Genomic DNA, 22,440 nt, shown 5'->3' with positions numbered 1-22,440 from the left:
ATTCCCCTATTCCCCTATTCCCCTATTCCCCTACTGCCTTATTCCCCTCAATCCGCCATCGTCTCCAAACTGGCAAACCCCTGTGGCGCGTCGCCCTCGTCGAACGGCGTCGTCACCTCGACGAAGGTGTCGGGATAGAAGCCGTTGAAGCGGGTCCTCAGCGACAGCGAATAGGCGCCGATATGGCCGATCTCGATCCAGTCGCCGGTATCGACCGTTTCCGGCAGCCAGAACGGCCGCGACAGGATGTCGACGGAATCGCAGGTCGCGCCGCAGACCTTGAACGGCACGATGTTCTTCTCCTCGCCATTGCGCGAGCGGATCGCCGGGTCGGGAATGAAGCGCGCCGGCAGCGTGATCTTGCCGGTCCATGAATCCGACAGCGATGCCCAGATGCCGTCATTGATGTAGAGCCGCTTGCCCTTGCGCAGCAACACCCGCACGATCAGCGACAGGCAGCGCGCCACGATCACCCTGCCGGGCTCAGCCACCAGCGGCATCTGGTCGAACTGATACTCTTTCAGATCGCCCGACAGCCGCGACATGATCTGGCCAAGCGACGGCATCTCGATCTGCTTGCGATTGGGGTCGTGGCCGTATTCGGCGGGGAAACCGCCGCCGACATCGAGCCCGGCAATATCGAAGGTCAGCCGGTTGCGCACCCAGTCGGCGGAAGCCAGCGCCCGCTCATAGGTGTCGGGATCCTCGATCTGGCTGCCGACATGGAAGCACAGGCCGACCTTGTAGCCGGTACGGTTCAGCCGCTCCGCGAGCTCGACGGCATAGGCCGGCCCGGCGCCGAACTTCTTCGACAGTTCGTAGGCGGCATGCCCCTTGGTCTGCACCCGCACGAACACGCTGATCGAGCCCGGATCGATGTCGAGAGCCCGCACCACTCGCGTCAGCTTGGTGATCTCGTCCTCATGATCGAGCGAAATGACGCGGATGGCGTATTTCTCCAGCGCCAGCTTGATGTCCGACTGCGCCTTGACCGGGTGCATGTAGAGCATCTCGGCATCGGGGGAAACGGCACGCACGGCGGCGAACTCGCCCGGCGAAGCGACGTCGAAAGCCTTGACGCCGGCTTCGACCAGCGTCTTCAGCACGATCTGCTCGCCATTGGTCTTGACCGCATAGGCGGTCTTGCCGGGGAACATGCCCATGAACTGCCTGGCATCCGCCATCAGCACTTGCGGGCGGAAGCAATAGACCGGATCGTCCGGACGAAGCGCCAGTGCCGCCTCGCGGGCATTCTCGAATCGCTGCATGGACGAATCCTCACTTCGGCTGCGCACAATTAATCCAAGCTAGCGGCTAATGAAAACAATTCTGTGTCTCGTGCGGCTGACGCTGGGGCGCTAGGTCTTTGCCAGCAACGCTTGCCAGCGATCAGGTTTCGGGTGGCTCTTGTCACTGAGTCCGATATGGCTTCTGCCTGACTGACTGGCATTCAGGCCGTCTGGGAGGGCGACTCACATGACAATAGCCGCGACATCAGCACCGCGCGGGCCGATGGTGCTCAAGGACTGGGGGCAGCTCCTGCTGCTCGGCGCGATCTGGGGCGGCTCGTTCTTCTTTGCCCGCATCGCGGTGGCGGAACTTCATCCGCTGGTGCTGGTGCTGTTTCGCGTCGCCATCGCGGCGATCGCGCTGCAGATCTATCTCGGTCTGCGTGGCCCGTCCTTCCGCCTCGCCCTTCCCCATGCCGGCCTGTTCTTCCTACTGGCGCTCACCAACAACGTCGTGCCCTTTTCGCTGATCTTCGCCGGCCAGACGGAGCTTGGCGCCGGCGTCGCCTCGGTGCTCAACGCCACGACGCCGTTCTGGACGCTGATCCTCGCCAATGCGCTGACATCGGACGAAAAGCTCTCCTGGAACAAGCTCGCCGGCATTGCGCTCGGCATCGCCGGTACGGCCGTCATGATCGGCCCCGGCCTGCTTGCCGGGCTCGGCGGCCCCGTCTGGGCCAAATTCGCGCTGATCGGCGCTTCGCTGTCCTATGGCATTGCGCTGATGGTCGCCCGCCGCTTCAAGGGCGTGCCCTCGCCGGTCGTCGCCACCGGGCAGTTGACCGCTTCGACCATCATCATGATCCCGATCGTGCTCTTCACCTACGGCCCATCCGGCCTGTTCTCGGCCTCGCCGCCGGTCTGGGCGGCGGTGCTGGCGCTGGCACTTCTGTCCACAGCCGTCGCCTACATCCTCTATTTCAACCTCGTCGCCTCGGCGGGCGCTACCAACGCCTCGCTGGTCACGCTTGTCGTGCCGGCCAGCGCCATGCTGCTCGGCTTCCTGTTCCTAGGCGAGCGGCTGGAGCTGTTCGAAATCGGCGGGGTGGTGCTGATCGCGCTCGGCCTCATCACCATCGACGGGCGCGTCCTTGGAAGACGTTAGCGCGTCCTTTGAACCCCCACATCGCCGCGAAAGTCGAATTCGACTTTCGCGGCGGTAGCGCTGCCATGACACGGCAGCGACACGAGCCGGCCACATTTTATTCACAGGTCTGAAGTCGGTATTTGCCTAGGAGTTTCAAAGCCTAACGGCAAAAGACATGTCGCGGATTTCACAATCACGTCGCAATGCAGCACATTTTCCGCTTGCCTGTGGCACAAATGAACCTAGACTCCATGACATAGCTCTTTAAGAGGAGGCTATGTCATGGGACTTACGAGGCCTATCAACGCATTGATGATCTGTGCTGCGTTCGCCTTTATCGGAGCCCTCATTATGGGCTTCCTTCCCTGACCGCCAAAGCGGGGAAGACCAGCACCCAAATAGTCCAACCAATTCAAAAGGCCGGGTTTTTCCCGGCCTTTTGTTGTTGAGCCCGACCTCATGCCGCGGCTGATCCGGCGGCCGCCGCCTCGTGCGAGCGAATACCGATCATATGGCAGATGGCAAAGACCAGATCGGCGCGGTTCATGGTGTAGAAGTGGAAATCGCCGACACCGCGCTCGACCAGGTCCATGACCTGTTCGGCTGCCACCGCCGATGCCACCAGCGCATGCGTCTGCGGGTCCTTGTCGAGGCCTTCGAAACGCTCCGCCAGCCAGCCGGGCACATGCGCGCCCGCCCTCGCGGAAAAGTTCGCGACCTGCTTGAAACTGTGAACCGGCTGGATGCCCGGCACGATCGGGATGTAGATGCCGGCGCGGCGAACGCGCTCGACATAGCGCTCGTAGAGATCGTTGTCGAAGAAGAACTGGGTGATCGCCCGCGTCGCGCCATTGTCGACCTTGCGCTTCAGCATCTCGATGTCGGTGGCGAAATCGGGGCTTTGCGGATGCTTTTCCGGATAAGCCGCGACGGAGATGTCGAAATCCGCGATCGTCTTGAGCCCGGCGACCAGTTCCGCGCCATTCTCGTAGCCACCGGGATGCGGCCGGTAGGGCTCGCCGACGCCGGAGGCCGGGTCGCCGCGCAGCGCCACGAACCGGTTGATGCCGATCGATTTGTAATCCTGGATGACCGCATCGACCTCGTCGCGCGTTGCCCCGACGCAGGTCAGATGCGCCGCTGCAGGAATACCGGTTTCCGTCAGGATGCGCTTTACAGTGCGCGCGGTGCGCTCCCGTGTCGAGCCGCCGGCGCCGTAAGTCACCGAGACGAATTTGGGCTTCAGCGGCTCCAGCCTTGTGACCGTCTCCCACAGCCTCGCTTCCATCTCGTCCGTCTTCGGCGGGAAGAATTCGAAGGAAACCCTGACCTTGTCGCCGATGTCGGGGCGGCGGGAAAAGCGGAACTGGTTCATGCGATTTCCCCCATCGAGTTCGCTTTGGCCTGCCTTGTGTCGTTGGAAGGATCGGCAATCAGCAGGCGCCGATCGCGGCCGAGCCAGAGTTTCACGGTGAGCCTCGCCTCATTGCCACCGCGCGGCTCGAACTCCTGGGAATCTTCGAGATCGAGGCCGGCTTCCGAAAACCAGTCGGCGATCTGCCGGTCGGAAAAGCCGAGCCGCATATGCGCATGCTCCTCGCGCAGGAATTCCAGCGCATGCGGCGCGAAATCGACGATGACCAGGCGTCCTGCCGGACGCAAAAGCCGAGCCGCCTCGTGGATGGCGCGGGCGGGATCGTCGAGATAGTGCAGCACCTGATGGATGGTGACGAGGTCGAAGGCATCGCGCTCGACCGGCGGCGCGAAGATGTCGCCCTGCCGAACCTGCGCGTTCGAAACGCCGGCCTTGTCGAGATTGGCGCGCGCCACGGTCAGCATCTCGCGCGACATGTCGATGCCGACACCGCGCCGATAGAGCGGCGAGAAGATTTCGAGCAGCCGCCCGGTGCCGGTGCCGAGATCGAGCATCGACTGGAACGGCCGCTTGCCGACCAGTTTCAGCATTGCGGCTTCGACGGCGCGGTCCGGCACATGAAGCGAGCGGATATGGTCCCAGCTTGCCGCATTCACGGAAAAATACTCGACCGCCCGGTCCTGCCGCTTGCGCTTGACCGAGGCCAGGCGCTCAAGATCGCGCTCGACCTGCGGATCGGCGCCGCGAATGCCGGAAACCAGGCCCATGACGAAGTCACGCGCGGAATCCGCATCCGACAGGCGGAAGAAGGCCCAGGACCCTTCCTGGTAGCGGCCGATCAGCCCTGCCTCCAGAAGCAGCTTCAGGTGCCGCGAAACGCGCGGCTGCGACTGGCCGAGAATTTCGGTAAGATCGGAAACGGTGAGGTCACCGCGCGACAGAAGTGCCAGTATGCGCAATCGGCTGGATTCGGCCGCCGCCTTTAACGTATCCACCATAGTGTCGAGCGAGACATGCATCAGCGTATTCTCTTTGAAAAGATATAAACATATGTTTATGTCAGTTTTCGAAACCTTGCAAGCGCTATGTCGCTTCCGGACAAGAAAATGCCGCTTGTGTGGCGTTTTAAGAGACATGGGCCATGACTGGACCGCGTGAGATGTTCGAGGCGCGCGAAGGCGAGCAGAGGCTGGAAAACGATCCCGCACTGATGCCGCCGGATGACGGCATCGTCTTCATCGGCCGCATTGCCTCGCCGTGGACGACGCGCGAAACCTGCCCGAAGAACATGCGCGCCGCGCGCGAGACCGGACAGAAGGCAGTGCTGACCATCGACGCGCCCTACCGAAATGGCTTACGGGGGCTGGAGCGCGCAAGCCACGTCATCATCCTGTCCTGGCTGCATCACGCGCCGCGGGACCTGATTGTGCAGAAACCACGCCATGCGGCCGAAGCAAAAGGCGTATTTTCGCTGCGCTCCCCTGCCCGTCCCAACCCAATCGGGCTGCATGTGGCCAGGCTCGTCGGGCTCGACCAAAACACCGGCCGCATCGATCTCGACGCCATCGACGTGCTCGACGGCACTCCGGTCATCGACATAAAACCCTATTTCGCCTCGACCGACGCTATACCGGAGGCGACCATCGAAGGGCGTGACGAGCCCGGGGGTCGGCGATGACGGCGCCCACCGGTCGCCGCCGCGCCATCGCCAAGGCGCTGACAGCACTTCTGCCGCTGGCACCCTATGCCGACCTGGAGAAGATCCGCGGCGACGCCGGCGCGGTCCACATGAAGACCTTACCACCAGGCATCGCCGTATGGTTGGCGACGATTGCCCATATCCGCCACATGCACACAGATTACGAGAAACTGCTGAGCGAAGGCTACGACCGCGACTCGGCGCGTTTCTTCGTCATCGAGCAGACCAACGTCGTGCTCACCCGCTGGCGCGCGACGCGCCTGCTCGACGCGGATGACGAGGAGGAATGACCACGGCTACTTCCGCTTAAGCACTGCGACCGCATTATAGGGCTGACCATCGGCCTGGCCGATCCAGGTCCAGGACAGATTTTCCTTGAAAAACCTGACGGTGATGTTGCCGCCGTCGATGCATTTGTCCTGACCGTAGGTGATGCTCTCGTGGTATTCCACCGAAATGCCGTCACTGGACGTCTGTGACAGCGATCCGCCGCAACCGAGTGACGGATAGTCGATCGACGCGCTGCCATCGTTGATGGTCATGGCGATCGGCCAGTCGGCCCCGGCGTCACCCGCCGGGCTTTGATGGCCGCTGCCGACCCAGGTGCCGCTCAGCGACGGCACGTTCACCGCACAAGGCAGGTTCTGGAAGATCGGTGTCAATTCGCTGCCGGTTTTCTCGCAGCGATAGGTCTGCCCGCCCTGGCACAATTCCTCGCCTTCGCGCGCGCACTGGGCGCTGGCTTCGCCCGCGGCGGCGAACATCGTCATGGCTGCTATGACGGCCCCAAGCCTGCCCATCTTCCCCCTCCCGTTCAGAGCGCGCAATCTAAGGCAATTCCGATCCAATGTATCGGCGAGATCGTCATCGAGGCCGAACAGCACCGGGCGGGTGGCTCTATGCGTTCTGCCCTGCGCCGATAGCCTGCTGACTCGCCTTGCGTGACAGGAGGCCCCAATGAGCCACACGGCGACGACACAGGACGAGAAGCAACTGCCCGTGGTTGGCGACCGCCATGTCGACCCGCATTCCTACCCCGACGGCATCGCCTTTCTCGACGGCCAATACCTGCCGATGTCGCAGGCCAAGATCTCGGTGCTGGACTGGGGTTTTCTGCATTCCGACGCCACCTACGACACCGTGCATGTCTGGAACGGCCGCTTCTTCCGCCTCGATCTGCATCTCGACCGCTTCCTCGGCGGGCTGGAAAAGCTGCGCATGACCATTCCCTTCGACCGCGACGGCGTGACCGAAATCTTGCACAATTGCGTGGCGCTGTCCGGTCATCGCGCCGCCTATGTCGAAATGCTGTGCACGCGCGGCGCCTCTCCGACCTTCAGCCGCGACCCGCGCCAGGCGGTCAACCGCTTCATGGCCTTCGCCGTGCCGTTCGGCTCGGTCGCCAACGCCGAGCAGCTGCAGCGCGGCCTGCGCGTCGCCATCAGCGACAAGATGCGTATTCCGCCGGCCTCGATCGACCCGGCGATCAAGAATTACCACTGGCTCGATCTGGTGCGCGGCCTCTACGATGCCTATGATCGCGGTGCAGAGACCGCGTTGCTCCTCGACTTCAACGGCAATGTCGCCGAAGGCCCGGGCTTCAACGTCTTCTGCGTCAAGGACGGCAAACTATCGACGCCGGCCACCGGCGTGCTGCCCGGCGTCACCCGCCGCACCGTCTTCGATCTCTGTGCAGAAGAAGGCCTTGCCGCCACGGCGACCGATGTCAGCGTCACCGCATTGCGCGAGGCCGACGAGGTGTTCATCACCTCCACCGCGGGCGGCATCATGCCGGTGACGGAGATCGACGGCGCGGCGATCGCCAATGGCAAGGTCGGACCGATCACCAGCCGGCTGATGGCGCGCTACTGGCAAAAGCACGATGACCCAGCCTGGTCGTCTCAGGTGAATTATCCCCGATAATTCAGGCGTCTTTGTCAAAAGATTCCCGTCGCCTCTGGAAAATCAGAGGATCGACCGTATATGCCCGAAAGCGGAGAAGCCTCCGCTTTCATCCAAAATCACGCCCGCAGGGGCAAGGACTCCAAGATCATGACAAACAAGGTTTGGTTCATCACCGGATCGTCGAAAGGCTTTGGCCGCGTCTGGGCCGAGGCCGCACTCGCGCGTGGCGACAGCGTCGCGGCCACCGCCCGCGATGCCGGCACGCTCGCCGATCTCGTCGAGAAATACGGCGACAGGGTTGCCGCGATAAAGCTCGACGTCACCGACAAGAAAGCCGTCGATGCCGCTGTCGCCGAGGCGCACAAGCGTTTTGGCCGGCTCGACGTCGTCATCAACAATGCCGGCTACGGCCATTTCGGCGCCATCGAGGAGGTCAGCGAACAGGAAGCTCGCGACCAGATCGAAACCAATGTCTTCGGCGCTCTGTGGGTCACTCAGGCCGCACTGCCGATCATGCGGGCACAGCGTTCCGGCCACATCATCCAGATCTCGTCGATCGGCGGCGTCAATGCCTTTGCCTCGCTCGGCCTCTACCACGCCTCGAAATGGGCGCTGGAGGCCTTCAGCCAGTCGCTCAGCATCGAGGTCGCGGAATTCGGCATCCATGTGACGCTGGTCGAGCCGGGCGGTTTCTCCACCGACTGGGCCGGGCCGTCGGCCAAGGTGTCCCAACCGATCGAGGCCTATGCGCCCGCCCGTGCCAAGATGGCCGAGCGCCGCGCCAATTCGGTCGCCGGCGATCCAGACGCCACCGGGCCGGCCATGCTGGCCATTGTCGACGCCGCCGAGCCGCCGCTGCGGGTATTCTTCGGCGATGGCGGCCTGCCGATGATCAAGCAGGAATACGCCAACCGCATTGCCACCTGGAAGAAGTGGGACGACGTTTCCATCATGGCGCAAGGCGTGAAGAAGAACCGCAAGGGCTGAAGTCCAGCGCTTTTGCTGCGCCGCTCCATGGGCGGCGTAGCCGGCCCTCAGGCTTGATAAATCCACTGCTCCGGCACGCGCAGCGATATCTCTTCGCCTGCCCTAACCGTGCCTGGCTTCTCTACCCAGGCGACAATGCCGCGCAGCCGCTTCGCCGCTTTCGGGAACAGCAGCGCGCCGGCTTCGACGTCGGCCATTCCGGCGTTTTCGGCGATCGACCGGCCGGCGATGCGGCACGGGCCGTTCTGTGCGTCGACCTTGATGGTGACGCCGCCCTTGAAGAACAGCAGCGTGCCGGCCGGCAGCATGGAGAGGTTCGGCACCCCTTCCATCACCAGATTGGCGCCGATCCATTCCGGCTTGATCTCGGCCAGGCCCATGCGCTCGGCGACGATGGCGAGTTCATCCGCTGCCACGATCGACAGCTGCCGTTCGTTGCGCATTTCAGTGCCGCGCGGATACCAGGGCTCGCGCCCGCCCGAGCGCCGCGTCGGTCCAGCATGGAAATCGCCTGATATGCCGTCGAAACCCAGCCGCAATTCGGCCACCGGGCGCGTCTGAAAATGATCCGCCGGCGCCACGTAAAGCGCTGCCGCCCTGGCGGCAAGCTTTCGCGCGGCGATGATTTCAACCGGCTTTTCAGCCTCGGGGAAGAGATCCGGCATGGCGTTCTTTCTATTCGTCATCCAGCGAATTAGCCGGGCGCGCTTCGCGGCGTCCAGTCGAAAGTGCTGATCGTCCGATCAACAGCACCGATAGGATCGCGATCACGCTTTTCTTACCTGTCATCGATCTCGCACCGCATTGCCGGCGCGCGGTGCCGGTTTCATAGTGACGTCCAGACGGTTTGCGGAGGCTGATCAATGCGACCTGTGACGGCAATCACGTTGCTTTGGTTGATCTGGGCAGGAAGCTGGGCCGTCGCCGCTTTGTGGTCCGACCCTGCCCAGAAGCGCGCCGGGTTCAAGGCGGAGGCCCGCTATCGGGGTCTCTGGATAGCCGGCGCGGTGCTGCTGTTCATTCCGGCGCACGGCTATGAAGGCCGGCTCAGGCTGTGGATGCCTGATCTCCCCGAAGCCTGGATCTGTGTCGCCCTGATCGCCATCGGCATCGCCTTTGCCTGGTGGGCGCGCCTGCATCTCGGCAGGCTGTGGTCGGGCACCATCACCGCCAAGGCCGGGCACCGTGTCGTCAACACCGGCCCGTATGGCCTTGTCCGGCATCCGATCTACACCGGATTGCTGCTGGCGATCCTCGCCACCATGGCGGCCAAGGGCACCGTCTGGGGCATAGCCGGAACCGCGCTGCTCATCATCGGCATCGTGACGAAAGCCAGGCTGGAAGAAAATTTCCTGCGCGGCGAACTGGGCAGCGCCTATGACGACTATGCCGCGCGCGTTCCGATGCTGGTGCCGTTCGCACCAGCATGACGCGGCAGCCTCAAAGCATTCTCAGCAGCGCGCCGCCGATCGAATAGCCCGCGCCGAAGGCGCAGATCAGACCGAAATCGCCCGGCTTCATGTCGGCGTGGTTCTCCGACAGCGCGACGATGGCCCCGGCGCCCGCCGTGTTGCCCAGCCGCTCCAGCACCATTGGCGCGCGGTCGTGATCGACCTCGTGGCCGAACGACAGCTTCAGGATCATCGCATTCATCCGCGCATTGGCCTGATGCAGCCAGAAGCGCCTGATCGCCTGCGGCGTCAGCCCGTGCTCGGCGAGGAATTCGACGATGAATTTCTGCCCGGCGACGGTGACTTCCTTGAACACCTTGTTGCCGACCTGCTTGATCAGATTGCCTTCCAGATTGATCATGTAAGGATCATCCTGGGCGGTGCGGGTATGGTAGCCCAGATTGGTGCGGATGTTGTTCGACATCTGCGTCCAGATGCGCGTGTCGAGCACCTCGAAGCGCCCCGGCCGCTTGTCGCCCTTGGCCAGGCCTTCGACCACCATCGACACCGAAGCGTCGCCGAAAATGAAATGCGTCTGCCGGTCGCGGAAATTGAGATGGCCGGTGATGATCTCGGGCGTCGTCACCAGAATGCGCTTGTGCGCGCCGGACCGCACCAAATTGACGGCGATGTGCAAGGCCGCCGCCGCCGAAGAACAGCCGAGCCCCATGTCGAAGCCTGCGCCCTTCGTGCCCAGCGCCTCCTGCATTTCGATGGCGATCGCCGGATAGGGCCGCTGGTGATGCGAGGCCGAGCAGATCACCAGGTCTATATCCGACGGCTGTAGCCCCGCATGCTCGAGAGCCTTCTTCGCCGAGGCGATGCCGAACTCGGCTTCGAGCGACAGCGCATCGTCGGGCCGAGCCGGAATGCGCGGCGACATGCGGGTCGGGTCGAGAATGCCTTCGCGCTCGATGACATGACGGGTGCGCACGCCCGAAGCGTGGACGATGAAGTCGCTGTCCGATTTCGCCAGCGGCGGCTCGTCGGTGCCCAGGCGGCGCGCATTCTCCGCGTCGACCCAGGCATTGAAGCTGGCCACCAGCTCTTCATTGGTGATTGTGGCTTCAGGGATTTCAACGCCGATGCCGCTGATGATGACGCGATGCATGTCCAGTCCGTCCCATCCGCAGGCGTTGCGGGCTTCATGTGGGCGCCGGAACGCTCCGGCGCAACAGTTTTCTCACCGCGGCGGTTTACGCCGGCTTAAACCAAAGGTTTAGGCCGGACTAGTCCTCGTGCAACGTGGATAATCAGGCCCGCTTGGCAACGATGAAGATGCGTGGAAAGCGCAAAAGCACCTTACCGCTAGCCGTTTTCGGATAGGCCTTGGCGATCTTGGCCGTGTAGCTTTCGAGGAACATCGCCCGTTCGTCGGAATCCAGCGGATCGAGGAACGGCTTCAGGCCCGTCGACTTCACCCATTCGACGATCGCCTGCGCATCGGCAAGCGGGTGGTTGTAGATGGTATGCCAGATATCCAGCCGATCACTGTGCGGCGACAGGAGGTCATAGTAGGACGACACCGGCGGCAACGGCCCGCGTGCCGCGCCCTTGAACTTTTCGGCAAACGGCATTTCGGCGGCGGTCTCGCGCATCAGGCGGTGCGAGTCTTCGCCCATATTGTCGGGCATCTGGACGGCCAGCGCGCCGCCTGGCGCGAGGAAACCCATCAGCCGCTGGAAGACTGCGGGATGCTCGGGCAGCCACTGGAACACCGCATTGGCAAAAATCACGTCGACCGACTCCGCCGGCTGCCATTTGGAGGCATCGGCCAGATCAAAGGTGACCTCGGGCAAGCGAGCCCGCGCCTTCTCGATCATGTCGGGCGAAGTGTCGAAGCCGCTCACCTCAGCATCCGGCCAGCGCCCGACAAGCAGTTCGGTCGAGTTGCCAGGCCCGCAGCCGATGTCGACGACCCGGCGTGGAAAGTCGACGGGCACCTGCGCCACAAGATCCCGCGCGGGCCGCGTGCGCTCGTCTTCAAATTTCAGATATTGGGCGGCGGACCAATCAGCCATTTGAGCTCCTCATGCCGGTTGAGATCGCCGCCCGGAACCCCCCCTACCGCGTCAGCCTCTTGTAGGTCATGCGGTGCGGGTTGACGGCATCCGGCCCGAGGCGGCGGATCTTGTCCTGCTCGTAATCCTCGAAATTGCCCTCGAACCATTCGACATGGCTGTCGCCCTCGAAGGCGAGGATGTGCGTCGCCAGGCGGTCGAGGAACATGCGATCGTGGGAGATGATGACCGCGCAGCCACCGAAATTTTCCAGCGCGTCTTCGAGCGCGGCCAGCGTTTCGGTGTCGAGATCGTTGGTCGGTTCGTCGAGCAGCAGCACATTGCCGCCGGTCTTCAACATCTTGGCCAAATGCACGCGGTTGCGCTGGCCGCCGGAGAGGTTGCCGACCTTCTGCTGCTGGTCGCCGCCACGGAAGTTGAACGACGCGCAATAGGCGCGCGTGTTGGCCTCGAACTTGCCGAGCTTGACCACTTCTGCGCCGCCGGAAATCTCTTCCCACACCGTCTTCGACGGATCGAGAGCATCGCGGCTCTGGTCGACATAGCCGAGCTTCACCGTTTCGCCGACGCGCACAGAACCCGCATCCGGCTTTTCCTGGCCGGTGATCATGCGAAACAGCGTCGTCTTGCCGGCGCCGTTCGGGCCGATGACGCCGACGATGCCGCCCGGCGGCAGCTTGAATTCCAAGCCGTCGATGAGCAGCGTATCGCCAAAGCCCTTCGACAGGCCTTCCGCCTCGATGACCACATTGCCGAGCCGCTCGCCATGCGGAATGACGATCTGCGTGTCGCTCGGACGCCGCTTGTCGGCTGCATCCAAAAGATCCTGGAAGGCCTGGATACGCGCCTTGGATTTGGTCTGGCGGGCCTTCGGGCTCGACTGGATCCACTCGCGCTCGCGGCCGATGGCGCGCTGGCGTGCATCGTCCTCGCGGCCTTCCTGCTTGAGGCGCTTGGCCTTGGCTTCGAGGTACTTGGTGTAGTTGCCCTCATAGGGAATGCCGCGGCCGCGATCGAGTTCGAGGATCCAGCCGGTGACATTGTCGAGGAAGTAGCGATCGTGGGTGATGATCATCACGGCGCCCGGATAGGCGCGCAGATGCTTTTCCAGCCACGCCGTGGTTTCGGCGTCGAGATGGTTGGTCGGTTCGTCGAGCAGCAGAAGGTCGGGCTGGCGCAGCAGCAACTGGCAGAGCGCGACGCGGCGGCGCTCGCCGCCCGAAAGCTTGGTGACTTCCGAATCCTTGGGCGGGCAGCCCAGCGCTTCCATCGCCATCTCGACCTGCTGTTCGAGGTCCCACAGGTTCAGCCGATCCATCTCGTCCTGGAGCTTGGCCGACTCGTCGGCCGTCTCGTCGGAATAGTTCATCATCAATTCGTTGTAGCGCTCGATGATGGCGGTCTTGGCGGCGACGCCTTCCATGATGTTTTCGAACACGGTCTTGTCCGGATCGAGCGCCGGCTCCTGCGCCAGGTAGCCGACAGTGGCGCCTTCGGCGAGCCACGCTTCGCCGTTCCACTCCTTGTCGAGCCCGGCCATGATCTTGAGGATCGTCGACTTGCCCGAACCGTTGGGGCCGAGGATGCCGATCTTGGCGTCCGGATAGAAGGAGAGATGGACATTCTCGAGCACCTTCTTGGTGCCATAGGCCTTGTTGAGGCCGGCCATGTGATAGATGAACTGGCGTGCCACGCGCGCTTCCCTGAAAAACCGACTGGATTTGTCGAATTGAATGGAGGTTGGCCGCTATGTAGGCGATGCGGCGGCGAACGGCAATCGCTTTTGCCAGATCAGGCCAATCACACGGACAAGTGTGGACCGCTGCTCGTGCAGTCTGGGGGCTGTTCAGCAGCCCTTACTGGAACCCGATAGCGTCGACGGTGCCGGTCGGGCAGCCTGCCTTGTTGGTCGGCACCGAAGCCAGCAGCAGGTCCTTGAGCGCGCTGTTCGGGCCGATCGGGCCGGCGAGGCCGAGGGTCAGTTCGCCGATCAGCCGCCTGCCGCTCGACGGATCGATGACGCAGGAAACGCGCACGCGGTCCCCTGCTCCCGCCCCGAAGGCAGTATCGAAAGCGCCGCGGATCTGGTCGGCCGTCAGCTTGCCGCCGATGTTCTTGGCAAAGAGATCGCGCACCGGCGAACTGTTCACCGCGCGCATCAAATTCAGCGCGTCGGAGAAATAGTCCTGCTGGCTCTTGCCGTAGCAGGTGCCGTGCTTGATCCATTCATGCCGTTCGAGATGGGAGGCCGTTCCAGGCATCACCTGATCGAGTTCCGTGCGGGTGTTGGCGTCAAGATTGACCGGCGGCAGGTCTTTCCAGTGGGCCGGATTGTCGTTGGCCTTGTCGCTCGCCGTCGCCTGGCAATAGAAATTGCCATTCGGCTGCGGCCACAGGCCGTGCAAGGTGAAATGCGTGGCGTCGAAATCGCCGGCACTTTGTGCCCTGCATTCGGTCTTGTTCGACTTTGTCTCGCAAAACGCCGGCTGCCAGCTCAGCGCGAAGACGTATTCGGGCTTCCCCGATGCCGCCGGCTTGCCTTGCCCGTCAGGCGCGGCCGGCACGGTCGCCGCGCTGCTGCCGGAAACATGGCCGCAGCTGACCTTCACCCAGCGGCGCTCCGGATCGGCGCCCGGCACCAGGATGAGATAATGCGTCGGCGTATCCTTGTTGCCGGCAAGCAATTGATAGCTCTGCCCGGCATCGGTCGAGACATTGCCGGGGTTCTTGCCGTTCTTGATCGCTTGCGTCGCCGGACAGGCGGCGTCGGCGACGAAGCTGCCGCTCATCTTCACATCGGCATGCGCGGCCCCGGCCAGCGACGCCGCCAACATGGCCAATCCGAAAACGACACCGATGCGCATGGAGAATCCCCGGCTGAAGAAGTGGGCGACAGACTGAAGCTGTCTCCATGTCAGAATTGCGATATTTTGCTGACCGAACGCAAGAAACATCGTCGCGAAAAGCGGGTTTGCCGGATTGACGCATAATGTGGGCCGGCGCAAACAAAGCCAACGACGACAAAAGCAAGGGCGGGACCAGGCGGCATGTCATTCAGCCAGCAGCGCGTGGTTGCCTCGCCGACCGGTGCCGAGCTCAATCTTTTCGTCAGGCAGGCCGATGGCCGGGCACGCGCCGTCGTCCAGATCAATCACGGGCTAGCCGAGCACGCAGCGCGCTATGCCCGCTTTGCCGATTTTCTTGGCTCGCGCGGTTTCGACGTCTATGTCCACGATCATCGCGGCCACGGCGCGACCAAGGCGTCCGACGCTCCGCTCGGCAGGTTCGCCGACAGGGACGGTGCCGCCAAGGTGATCGCCGACGTCGACGTCATCCATGATCTCATCGCCCGCGAACGGCCGAACAGACCGGTCATCCTGTTTGGCCATTCGATGGGTGCGTCGGTGGCGCTGAACTACCTGTTGCGCCACTCGCCACGCGTTCACGCGGCAGCAATCTGGAACGGCAATTTCTCCCAAGGCCCGCTTGGGCAGCTTGCGCTCGGCATCCTTGCCTGGGAACGGATGCGGCTCGGCTCCGACGTGCCATCGCGCCTGCTGCCGAAACTCACCTTCCAGGCCTGGGGCAAGGCGGTGCCCAATCACCGCACAGTGTTCGACTGGCTGTCGCGCGACGAAGCGGAAGTGGCGAAATACATTGCCGATCCCTTGTGCGGCTGGGACGCTTCGGTGTCGATGTGGCGCGACGTCGTCGGTATGGCGCTGAACGGCGGCAAGGATGCCGGCTTTGCCGGTATCCGGCGCGACCTGCCCGTCAGCATCGTCGGAGGCGAGAAGGATCCGGCTTCCGACTATGGCAAAGGGATCACCCATCTTGCCGATCGCATGCGCAAGATGGGCTTTTCGAATCTGGTTTCAAAGGTTTATGCCGACACCCGCCACGAAAGCCTGAACGAGGTGAATCGCGACATTATCATGGATGATTTCGCCGCCTGGGCCGACGAAGTCCTCAAAGCGTGACGGATTGGCCCATTGCAAGAGCCGTGACAGCCGTTGCAGGGCTTGATAGAGGCTCTGCTTTCGCAGCAATCGCAGTGATTGCGGCAACCACGGTGATCCATGGCTGAGCCCCCGCTGAAAGGCGTCCGCGTCGTCGAACTCGCCCGCATCCTTGCCGGGCCATGGGCCGGGCAGTTGCTTGCCGATCTCGGCGCCGATGTCATCAAGGTCGAGAGCCCCGATGGCGGCGACGACACCCGCAAATGGGGCCCGCCCTTCGTCATGGGCAAGGACGGCGAGAACCTGTCGGCCGCCTATTACCATTCCTGCAATCGCGGCAAGCGCTCCATCGCCATCGATTTCTCGACCCCGGAAGGCGCCGAGACGGTGCGCCGGCTGGTCGCCACTTCGGACGTGCTGATCGAGAACTTCAAGCTCGGCGGCCTGAAGAAATACGGCCTCGACTATGACAGCCTGCGCAAGATCAACCCGCGCCTCGTCTACTGCTCGATCACCGGTTTCGGCCAGGACGGTCCGTACGCACCGCGCGCCGGCTACGACTTCATCATCCAGGCCATGGCCGGCATGATGTCGATCACCGGCGAGGTCGGCCGCGAGCCGCAAAAGGCGGGCGTCGCCATCTCCGACATCTTCACCGGCCTTTATTCGGTCATCGCCATCCAGGCAGCACTGCGCCATGCCGAGCAGACCGGGGAAGGCCAGCATGTCGACATGGCGCTTTTCGACACCCAGATCTCGGCGCTCGGCAACCAGAATTTGAACTATCTCGTCTCCGGCAGATCGCCGGTGCAGATGGGCAATGCGCATATGAACATCGCCCCCTACGAGGTGGTGCCGGTCCGGGATGGGCACATCATCCTTGCGGTGGGCAATGACGGCCAGTTCGCCAAATTCTGCGCTGCCGTCGGGCTGGACGACCTGCCTGCCAATCCCGACTTCGCCACCAATCCCGCCCGGGTCGCCAACCGGGCCAAGTTGCGCGAACGCATGGTCGAGGCGCTGAAGGTTTTTGATCGCGATCCGCTGCTGGCAAAGCTCGAAGCGGCCAGCGTGCCGGCGAGCCCGATCAACACGATCGGCCAGATGTTCGCCGACCCGCAGACGATCGCGCGCGGCATGCGGCTCGACCTGGACGACGGCCATGGCAATCTTCTGCCTTCGGTGCGCGCGCCGATGGTGATGTCGGGCACGCCGCTGGTCTATGAGCGCCCCTCGCCGCGCCTGGGCGAGCACACGCAAGAAATCCTTGCCGAACTGGAGAAGTCTGGACAATGAAGACCGGCGGACAACTCATCGTCGACGCTCTCGAAGCCAACGGCACCGACCGCATCTACTGCGTGCCCGGTGAATCCTATCTGGCGGTGCTCGACGCGCTGCACGATTCAGCGATCCGCACCATCGTCTGCCGCCAGGAAGGCGGTGCCGCCATGATGGCCGATTGCCACGGCCGCCTGACCGGCAAGCCCGGCATCTGCTTCGTCACCCGCGGCCCCGGCGCCACCAATGCCTCGGCCGGCATCCACATCGCCATGCAGGATTCGATACCCGTCATCCTGTTCATCGGCCAGGTCGCCGGCCACGCCAAAGAGCGCGAGGCTTTCCAGGAGGTGGATTACAAGAGGTTCTTCGGCGACATCGCCAAATGGGTAGTCGAGATCGACGACGCCTCGCGCATCCCAGAATTCGTCACCCGCGCCTTCGCGGTGGCGACATCGGGCCGTCCCGGCCCAGTGGTGATCTCGCTGCCCGAGGACATGCTGACCAGTGTCGTCGAAGCGCCCGTCGCCTTGCCGCACACACCGGTCGAAACGCGGCCCGGGGAAGCCGAACTCGATGCGCTTGAGAAATTGCTGGCCAAGTCCAAGCGGCCTTTCGTCATCCTTGGCGGCACGCGCTGGGACGCCGAGGCGGTTGCACAAATGCGCACGATCGCCGAGGCCTGGTCGCTGCCGGTCGGCTGTTCCTTCCGCCGCCAGATGCTGTTCGATCATCTGCATCCGAACTATGCCGGCGATGTCGGCATAGGCATCAACCCGAAGCTGGCCACGGCGATCAAGCAGGCCGACCTCTTGCTGCTGATCGGCGGCCGCATGGGCGAAATGCCCTCCTCGGACTACACGCTGCTGAAAAGCCCCTACCCGGCCCAGACACTGGTCCATGTCCATGCCGATTCCGGCGAGCTCGGCCGCGTTTACAGGCCGGCATTGGCGATCAACGCCTCGCCGTCCGCCTTCGTCGACGCTTTCGCCAAACGCAAGCCGGCCTCCGCACCCGTCTGGGCAGCCGAGACGCCAAAGCTGCATGCCGCCTATCTCGACTGGTCGACACCACCCGAAAGCGGCCCCGGCCCGGTCCAGATGGGCCCGATCATGAACTATCTCGAAAAGATGCTGCCCGACGACGCCATTCTCACCAACGGCGCAGGCAATTACGCCAGCTGGGTGCATCGCTTCCATCGCTTCCGCCGCTTCGCCACTCAAGGTGCACCGACGTCAGGCTCGATGGGCTATGGCACGCCTGCGGCAGTCGCCGCCAAAGAGCTGTTTCCAGAGCGCACCGTGGTCGCTTTCGCCGGCGACGGCTGCTTCCTGATGAACGGGCAGGAATTCGCCACTGCCGTGCAATACGACCTGCCGATCGTCGTCGTCGTCGTCAACAACGGCATCTACGGCACCATCCGCATGCATCAGGAGCGCGAATATCCCGGCCGCGTGGTGGCCACCGACCTCAAGAACCCCGATTTCGCGGCTCTCGCCCGCGCCTATGGCGGCCATGGCGAAACGGTTGAGAAGACGGCGGACTTCGCCCCGGCCTTCGAACGCGCCCGCGCCAGCGGCAAGCCGGCGATCGTCGAGATCAGGCTCGACCCCGAAGCGATCACCCCGACCCGGACGATGACCCAGATCCGCGACAAGGTTTGAGAGCCGACCGGGGCAAGTCGAGTTTCTTCACGTCCCCTCTGCCCTGCCGGGCATCTCCCCCTCAAGGGGGGAGATTGGCAGTTTCGTCGTCTCGCCCTTCTTCCAACACTGGCGATTGGCGAAACCCGAAGTACATTCGATCTCCCCCTGGAGGGGGAGATGTCCGGCAGGACAGAGGGGGCGCTGTCCCGCCAACCTTCAACGGTCAGCTACTTCGCCTTCTCGATCTGGCCGCGGACCTCCCCATTCGGGTTCGCTTTGGTGTGGACGTTGACGTAATACTTGCCGGCCTCAAGGTCAGCCGCCTGGGCATCAGTGAGCGTCTCCGACCCCTTGATCGGGCTCTTGAGTTTTTTGAACGGGATGACAGGGTCGGCGTTTTCACCCATCGCCGCAGGGCCATGGATATGCGCGGCCGTCGCCGGTCCGCTGAGGCCGGAATATTTGACGTTCCAGTTGAGCTTCTTCTTGGTCGTGTCGAAGGTGAAAGTGGCCGTGCCCTTACCCTTCGTGGTGACGGGCGGGCTCTGCTGGCTGCCGTCTAGTGTCGCCTTGAACTTTTCCATGGCTGCCAGGGCCGGCGATGCGAACAGGAAAGCGGTCGAAATGGCCAGCGCCGACAGCGCCGGTAAGAAGGATTGGGTGCGCATGAAGAACCTCCGATTGACTGTGCACGCGTCGCGGCTCCCCGGCGCGCGCATGCGCCAACGGAACGGCCTGGCGGCACAATGTATCCAACCACACGTTTTTGTGATGACGTATAGAGATCCTAGGGGCCGTCCTGTCCGGCTTTAGCGATAGCGGTCAGACCGCCGCCAGCGCCTGCGTCAGGTCGGCGATCAGATCGTCCGGATGCTCGACGCCGATCGACAGCCTGACCGTGGTCTCCAGCACGCCGATGCGCTGGCGCACCTCGAAGGGAATGCCCGAATGGGTCATGGCCGCGGGGTGACTGGCCAGCGATTCCGTTCCGCCGAGGCTCACCGCCAGCTTGAAGATCTGCAATCCGTTGAGGAAGGCGAAAGCCGCCTTCTCCCCGCCCTTGATGTCGAAGGAGAAGGTTGATCCGGCGCCGCTGCATTGCGCCCTGTAGGCGCGGCCGGCCGGCGTATTCTCGCCCAGAAACGGCAGGTAGTGCACCTTGTCGACCTTGGCGTGGTCGCGCAGGAATTCGGCGATCAGGCGAGCATTGTCGTTGGCCCGCTCCATGCGGATCGACAGCGTCTCCAGCGAGCGGCCGAGCATCCAGCAGGAATGCGGGTCGAGCTGCGTGCCGATCGCGCCGCGCAGCGCCTTGATCGGCTTGGTGATAGCCTTGCTGCCCATGGCGGCACCTGCGATCAGGTCGGAATGGCCGCCGACATATTTGGTCAGCGAATAAACCGACACGTCGGCACCATGTTCGATCGGCCGCTGGAACACCGGACCCAGCAATGTGTTGTCGCACACGATGATCGGCGTTGACCCTTGGCTCGCGCCGATCTCGTCGGCGATCTTGCGCATCAGCGCGAGGTCGACCAGGCTGTTGGTCGGGTTTGACGGCGTCTCGATCAGGATGACCGACACGCGGCCTTTCGCGACGGCCGCGTCGGCGGCCGTGCGCACCGCCGACTCATCCACGCCATCCGCGAAACCGACAGCACCGATGCCAAAACCGGAGAGCGTGCGCGTCAAAAGCGTCTCCGTGCCGCCGTAGAGTGGCTGCGAATGCAGGATGACGTCGCCCGGACGGGCATAGGCGAGCAGTGTCGTGGCGATCGCCGACATGCCCGATGAAAACAGGATACAGGCATCCGTCCCCTCATAAATCGCCAGCCGGTCCTCGACGATCTCGCTGTTGGGATGATTGAAGCGCGAATAGACCAGGCCGGAGGCGGTGCCGCTCGGCGGCTCCTTCCTGCCGGATGTGTAGTCGAAGAAGTCGCGTCCCTCCTCCGCCGACTTGAACACGAAGGTCGAGGTCAGGAACACCGGCGGCTTGACGGCGCCCTCCGACAGCTGCGGATCGAAGCCATAGCTCAGCATCAGCGTCTCCGGATGGAGCTTGTGGTTGCCGATATGGGTTTTCGACGGGCGTGGCGCGGTCATGGCTTTTCCTGCCTGTTCGAGTGAAATAGTGAACGGCAATTTATGCGATCTCGTTCCGCCAGTCCTTGCTATTTTTGGGCTCACATGGCTGCATCCCCGCAACAAATTGCCTGGAGAGACCGAAAATGCAGCAGAAGATAGCCGACGATTTCGACCTGAAAATCCTGCGTGAGCTGCGGGCCGACGCCCGCATCACCAACAACGAGCTTGCCGAGCGCATCGGCCTGTCGCCGTCGCCCTGCCTGAGGCGTGTGCGGCGGCTGGAGGAGACCGGGGTCATCAGAGGCTACACCACGCTGGTCGATCCCTCAGCCTTCGGCTGGAGCATGGTCGCCATCGCCACCATCCGGCTCAGCCGCCAGAACGAAGACGAGATCGTGATGTTCGAGGACGCGATCCGCGGCTGGGAAGAGGTGCTGGAATGCCACCTCGTCACCGGTTCGCGCGACTATGTGCTGAAAGTGGTGACGGGAAGCCTCGAACAATACGAGCGCTTCATCAAGGAAAAGATCGCGCGGTTGAAATGCGTCGCCTCGATCGAGACCAGCTTCGTCATGAACACCATAAAGGAACGGCGCCTCTGACATTTCTGCCGGAGGCGCCGCTTTCTGGATAGATGTGTTGCCGGCTAGGCTTACTTGACCGCTTTGTCGGTGATGGCGGTGGTGTAGGCGCCGGTCGGCTCCTTGGTGATGATCTTCTGGTCGAGCAGCGCCTTGGCGGTGCGCTCGTAGGTCGCCGGGTCAAGCTTGCCGTCGGCATTGTCGATCAGCTTGGCGACTTCGCTCATCATGCGCTTCTGGTGGTTTTCGTCCTGGCCGCCGCCGTCCATGACGATGCCTGCGGCTTCGTCATTGTTGTCGACGGCATATTTCCAGCCCTTCATCGAGGCGCGCACGAAACGCACCATCTTGTCTTCGAAGGCCGGATCCTTGAGCTTATCTTCGGACGCATAGAGCCCGTCCTCGAGCAGGTCGTTGCCCATGGCCGAGTAGTTGAACACGGTCAGCTGTTCCGGCTTGTAGCCGGCGTCGATCAGTTGCCAGTATTCGTTGTAGGTCATGACCGAGATGCAGTCCGCCTGCTTCTGGATCAGCGGCTGCACGTCAAAACTCTGCTTGAGCACCGTGACGCCGTCCGGGCCGCCCTCGGTCTTCAGGCCGAGCTTGTTCATCCAGGCGTAGAACGGATACTCGTTGCCGAAGAACCAGACGCCGAGCGTGTGACCTTTGAAGTCGGCTTCGGTCTTGATCGGGCCGTCCTTCGGGCAGACCAGCTCCATGCCGGCCTTCTTGAACGGCTGGGCGATGTTGACCAGCGGCACGCCCTTTTCGCGGGCAGCCAGCGCACCGCCCATCCAGTCGACGATAACGTCGGCACCACCGCCGGCGATCACCTGCTCGGGCGCGATATCGGGACCGCCCGGCTTGATGTCGACGTCGAGACCCTCGGCCTCATAGAAACCCTTGGCCTTGGCGACATAGTAGCCGGCAAACTGGGCCTGCGTGACCCATTTCAGCTGCAACGTCACCTTGTCGGCGGCCATTGCCTGGAAAGCGGCAAGCGACATCGCGCCAGCCAGAACGGGAATAATCAGTCTTTTCATTTTGTTACCCTCTGAAGTTAGTGCCCTAAAC

22 protein-coding genes are annotated in these 22,440 nt (G+C 63.1%); 10 read left to right on the top strand and 12 right to left on the bottom strand.

The genetic code is table 11. The features are described from left to right. Positions 1–47 precede the first annotated feature (47 nt). A complete protein-coding gene (locus LB559_RS28940; RefSeq protein ID WP_013530936.1) occupies positions 48–1,268 on the bottom strand; it encodes an alanine racemase in 1,221 nt (406 codons plus the stop codon). A gap of 208 nt (positions 1,269–1,476) precedes the next feature. On the opposite strand from LB559_RS28940, the gene LB559_RS28935 reads away from it, so the two are divergent. After that, on the top strand, positions 1,477–2,394 hold the full coding sequence (locus tag LB559_RS28935) for a DMT family transporter (protein ID WP_024501483.1): 918 nt from the start codon (positions 1,477–1,479) through the stop codon (positions 2,392–2,394). 439 nt (positions 2,395–2,833) lie between these two features. On the opposite strand, the gene metF is transcribed toward LB559_RS28935, so the two are convergent. Beyond that, the gene (gene metF / locus LB559_RS28930) at positions 2,834–3,751 is read right to left on the bottom strand and encodes a methylenetetrahydrofolate reductase [NAD(P)H] (protein ID WP_013530934.1); all 918 of its coding nucleotides are present in this window, start codon (positions 3,749–3,751) and stop codon (positions 2,834–2,836) included. Continuing rightward, positions 3,748–4,770, bottom strand: a complete 1,023-nt coding sequence (locus LB559_RS28925) for an ArsR/SmtB family transcription factor (protein WP_024501485.1) — start codon at positions 4,768–4,770, stop codon at positions 3,748–3,750. The genes metF and LB559_RS28925 overlap by 4 nt, the downstream gene beginning before the upstream one ends. A gap of 122 nt (positions 4,771–4,892) precedes the next feature. Here LB559_RS28925 and tsaA point away from each other — a divergent pair, with 122 nt between their 5' ends. After that, positions 4,893–5,429, top strand: coding sequence for a tRNA (N6-threonylcarbamoyladenosine(37)-N6)-methyltransferase TrmO (gene tsaA / locus LB559_RS28920; protein ID WP_082827436.1), 537 nt, complete (start codon positions 4,893–4,895; stop codon positions 5,427–5,429). Further along, positions 5,426–5,740 (top strand): DUF2293 domain-containing protein, encoded by a 315-nt coding sequence (locus LB559_RS28915; RefSeq protein ID WP_224675572.1) that lies wholly within the window; start codon positions 5,426–5,428, stop codon positions 5,738–5,740. Before tsaA ends, LB559_RS28915 begins: the two co-directional genes overlap by 4 nt. Positions 5,741–5,746: 6 nt before the next feature. Here the strand turns inward: LB559_RS28915 and LB559_RS28910 are convergent, their stop codons facing one another. Then, positions 5,747–6,250, bottom strand: coding sequence for a hypothetical protein (locus tag LB559_RS28910; RefSeq protein WP_224675571.1), 504 nt, complete (start codon positions 6,248–6,250; stop codon positions 5,747–5,749). Between the two features lie 157 nt (positions 6,251–6,407). Between LB559_RS28910 and LB559_RS28905 the strand changes: the two genes are divergently transcribed. Both LB559_RS28905 and LB559_RS28900 read left to right on the top strand, forming a co-directional pair. Further along, on the top strand, positions 6,408–7,373 hold the full coding sequence (locus LB559_RS28905) for a D-amino acid aminotransferase (RefSeq protein WP_027160650.1): 966 nt from the start codon (positions 6,408–6,410) through the stop codon (positions 7,371–7,373). Between the two features lie 129 nt (positions 7,374–7,502). Beyond that, on the top strand, positions 7,503–8,342 hold the full coding sequence (locus LB559_RS28900; protein WP_224675570.1) for an SDR family oxidoreductase: 840 nt from the start codon (positions 7,503–7,505) through the stop codon (positions 8,340–8,342). 47 nt (positions 8,343–8,389) lie between these two features. On the opposite strand, the gene LB559_RS28895 is transcribed toward LB559_RS28900, so the two are convergent. After that, entirely contained in the window at positions 8,390–9,007 is a 618-nt protein-coding gene (locus LB559_RS28895; RefSeq protein WP_224675569.1) for an MOSC domain-containing protein, read from the bottom strand. A 198-nt stretch (positions 9,008–9,205) separates the two neighbouring features. Here LB559_RS28895 and LB559_RS28890 point away from each other — a divergent pair, with 198 nt between their 5' ends. After that, on the top strand, positions 9,206–9,772 hold the full coding sequence (locus LB559_RS28890; RefSeq protein WP_024501491.1) for a methyltransferase family protein: 567 nt from the start codon (positions 9,206–9,208) through the stop codon (positions 9,770–9,772). Positions 9,773–9,782: 10 nt separating this feature from the next. Here LB559_RS28890 and LB559_RS28885 read toward each other — a convergent pair whose 3' ends face one another. The 4 genes from LB559_RS28885 to LB559_RS28870 all read right to left on the bottom strand — a co-directional run bounded on the left by LB559_RS28885 (position 9,783) and on the right by LB559_RS28870 (position 14,678). Next, positions 9,783–10,904, bottom strand: a complete 1,122-nt coding sequence (locus LB559_RS28885; RefSeq protein WP_027160654.1) for a beta-ketoacyl-ACP synthase III — start codon at positions 10,902–10,904, stop codon at positions 9,783–9,785. 142 nt (positions 10,905–11,046) lie between these two features. Continuing rightward, complete coding sequence (tam, locus tag LB559_RS28880) at positions 11,047–11,814, bottom strand: trans-aconitate 2-methyltransferase (protein WP_224675568.1); 768 nt, start codon at positions 11,812–11,814, stop codon at positions 11,047–11,049. A 43-nt stretch (positions 11,815–11,857) separates the two neighbouring features. Then, positions 11,858–13,507 carry an energy-dependent translational throttle protein EttA gene (gene ettA / locus LB559_RS28875; RefSeq protein WP_013530923.1) on the bottom strand — a complete coding sequence of 550 codons (1,650 nt, stop codon included), beginning with the start codon at positions 13,505–13,507 and terminating at the stop codon, positions 11,858–11,860. Between the two features lie 163 nt (positions 13,508–13,670). Continuing rightward, positions 13,671–14,678 (bottom strand): ribonuclease T(2), encoded by a 1,008-nt coding sequence (locus LB559_RS28870; RefSeq protein WP_013530922.1) that lies wholly within the window; start codon positions 14,676–14,678, stop codon positions 13,671–13,673. Between the two features lie 183 nt (positions 14,679–14,861). On the opposite strand from LB559_RS28870, the gene LB559_RS28865 reads away from it, so the two are divergent. The 3 genes from LB559_RS28865 (at position 14,862) to LB559_RS28855 (ending at position 18,715) form a co-directional block, all read left to right on the top strand. Continuing rightward, the gene (locus LB559_RS28865) at positions 14,862–15,794 is read left to right on the top strand and encodes an alpha/beta fold hydrolase (protein ID WP_024501494.1); all 933 of its coding nucleotides are present in this window, start codon (positions 14,862–14,864) and stop codon (positions 15,792–15,794) included. Positions 15,795–15,893: 99 nt separating this feature from the next. Then, a complete protein-coding gene (locus LB559_RS28860; protein WP_027160659.1) occupies positions 15,894–17,069 on the top strand; it encodes a CaiB/BaiF CoA transferase family protein in 1,176 nt (391 codons plus the stop codon). Then, positions 17,066–18,715 carry a thiamine pyrophosphate-binding protein gene (locus LB559_RS28855; RefSeq protein ID WP_224675567.1) on the top strand — a complete coding sequence of 550 codons (1,650 nt, stop codon included), beginning with the start codon at positions 17,066–17,068 and terminating at the stop codon, positions 18,713–18,715. The genes LB559_RS28860 and LB559_RS28855 overlap by 4 nt, the downstream gene beginning before the upstream one ends. 209 nt (positions 18,716–18,924) lie before the next feature. Here LB559_RS28855 and LB559_RS28850 read toward each other — a convergent pair whose 3' ends face one another. Both LB559_RS28850 and LB559_RS28845 read right to left on the bottom strand, forming a co-directional pair. Then, a complete protein-coding gene (locus LB559_RS28850; protein ID WP_013530918.1) occupies positions 18,925–19,365 on the bottom strand; it encodes a CHRD domain-containing protein in 441 nt (146 codons plus the stop codon). 154 nt (positions 19,366–19,519) lie between these two features. Beyond that, entirely contained in the window at positions 19,520–20,803 is a 1,284-nt protein-coding gene (locus LB559_RS28845; protein ID WP_024501497.1) for a cystathionine gamma-synthase family protein, read from the bottom strand. Positions 20,804–20,928: 125 nt separating this feature from the next. Here LB559_RS28845 and LB559_RS28840 point away from each other — a divergent pair, with 125 nt between their 5' ends. Then, a complete protein-coding gene (locus LB559_RS28840) occupies positions 20,929–21,387 on the top strand; it encodes an Lrp/AsnC family transcriptional regulator (RefSeq protein WP_024501498.1) in 459 nt (152 codons plus the stop codon). Positions 21,388–21,437: 50 nt separating this feature from the next. On the opposite strand, the gene LB559_RS28835 is transcribed toward LB559_RS28840, so the two are convergent. After that, positions 21,438–22,409 carry an ABC transporter substrate-binding protein gene (locus LB559_RS28835; protein WP_027160663.1) on the bottom strand — a complete coding sequence of 324 codons (972 nt, stop codon included), beginning with the start codon at positions 22,407–22,409 and terminating at the stop codon, positions 21,438–21,440. Positions 22,410–22,440 lie beyond the last annotated feature (31 nt).

It is taken from the genome of Mesorhizobium sp. BR1-1-3, from assembly GCF_020165455.1.
Taxonomy (GTDB): Bacteria; Pseudomonadota; Alphaproteobacteria; order Rhizobiales; family Rhizobiaceae; genus Mesorhizobium; species Mesorhizobium ciceri.
This window is presented reverse-complemented; position numbering and strand designations above follow the sequence as displayed.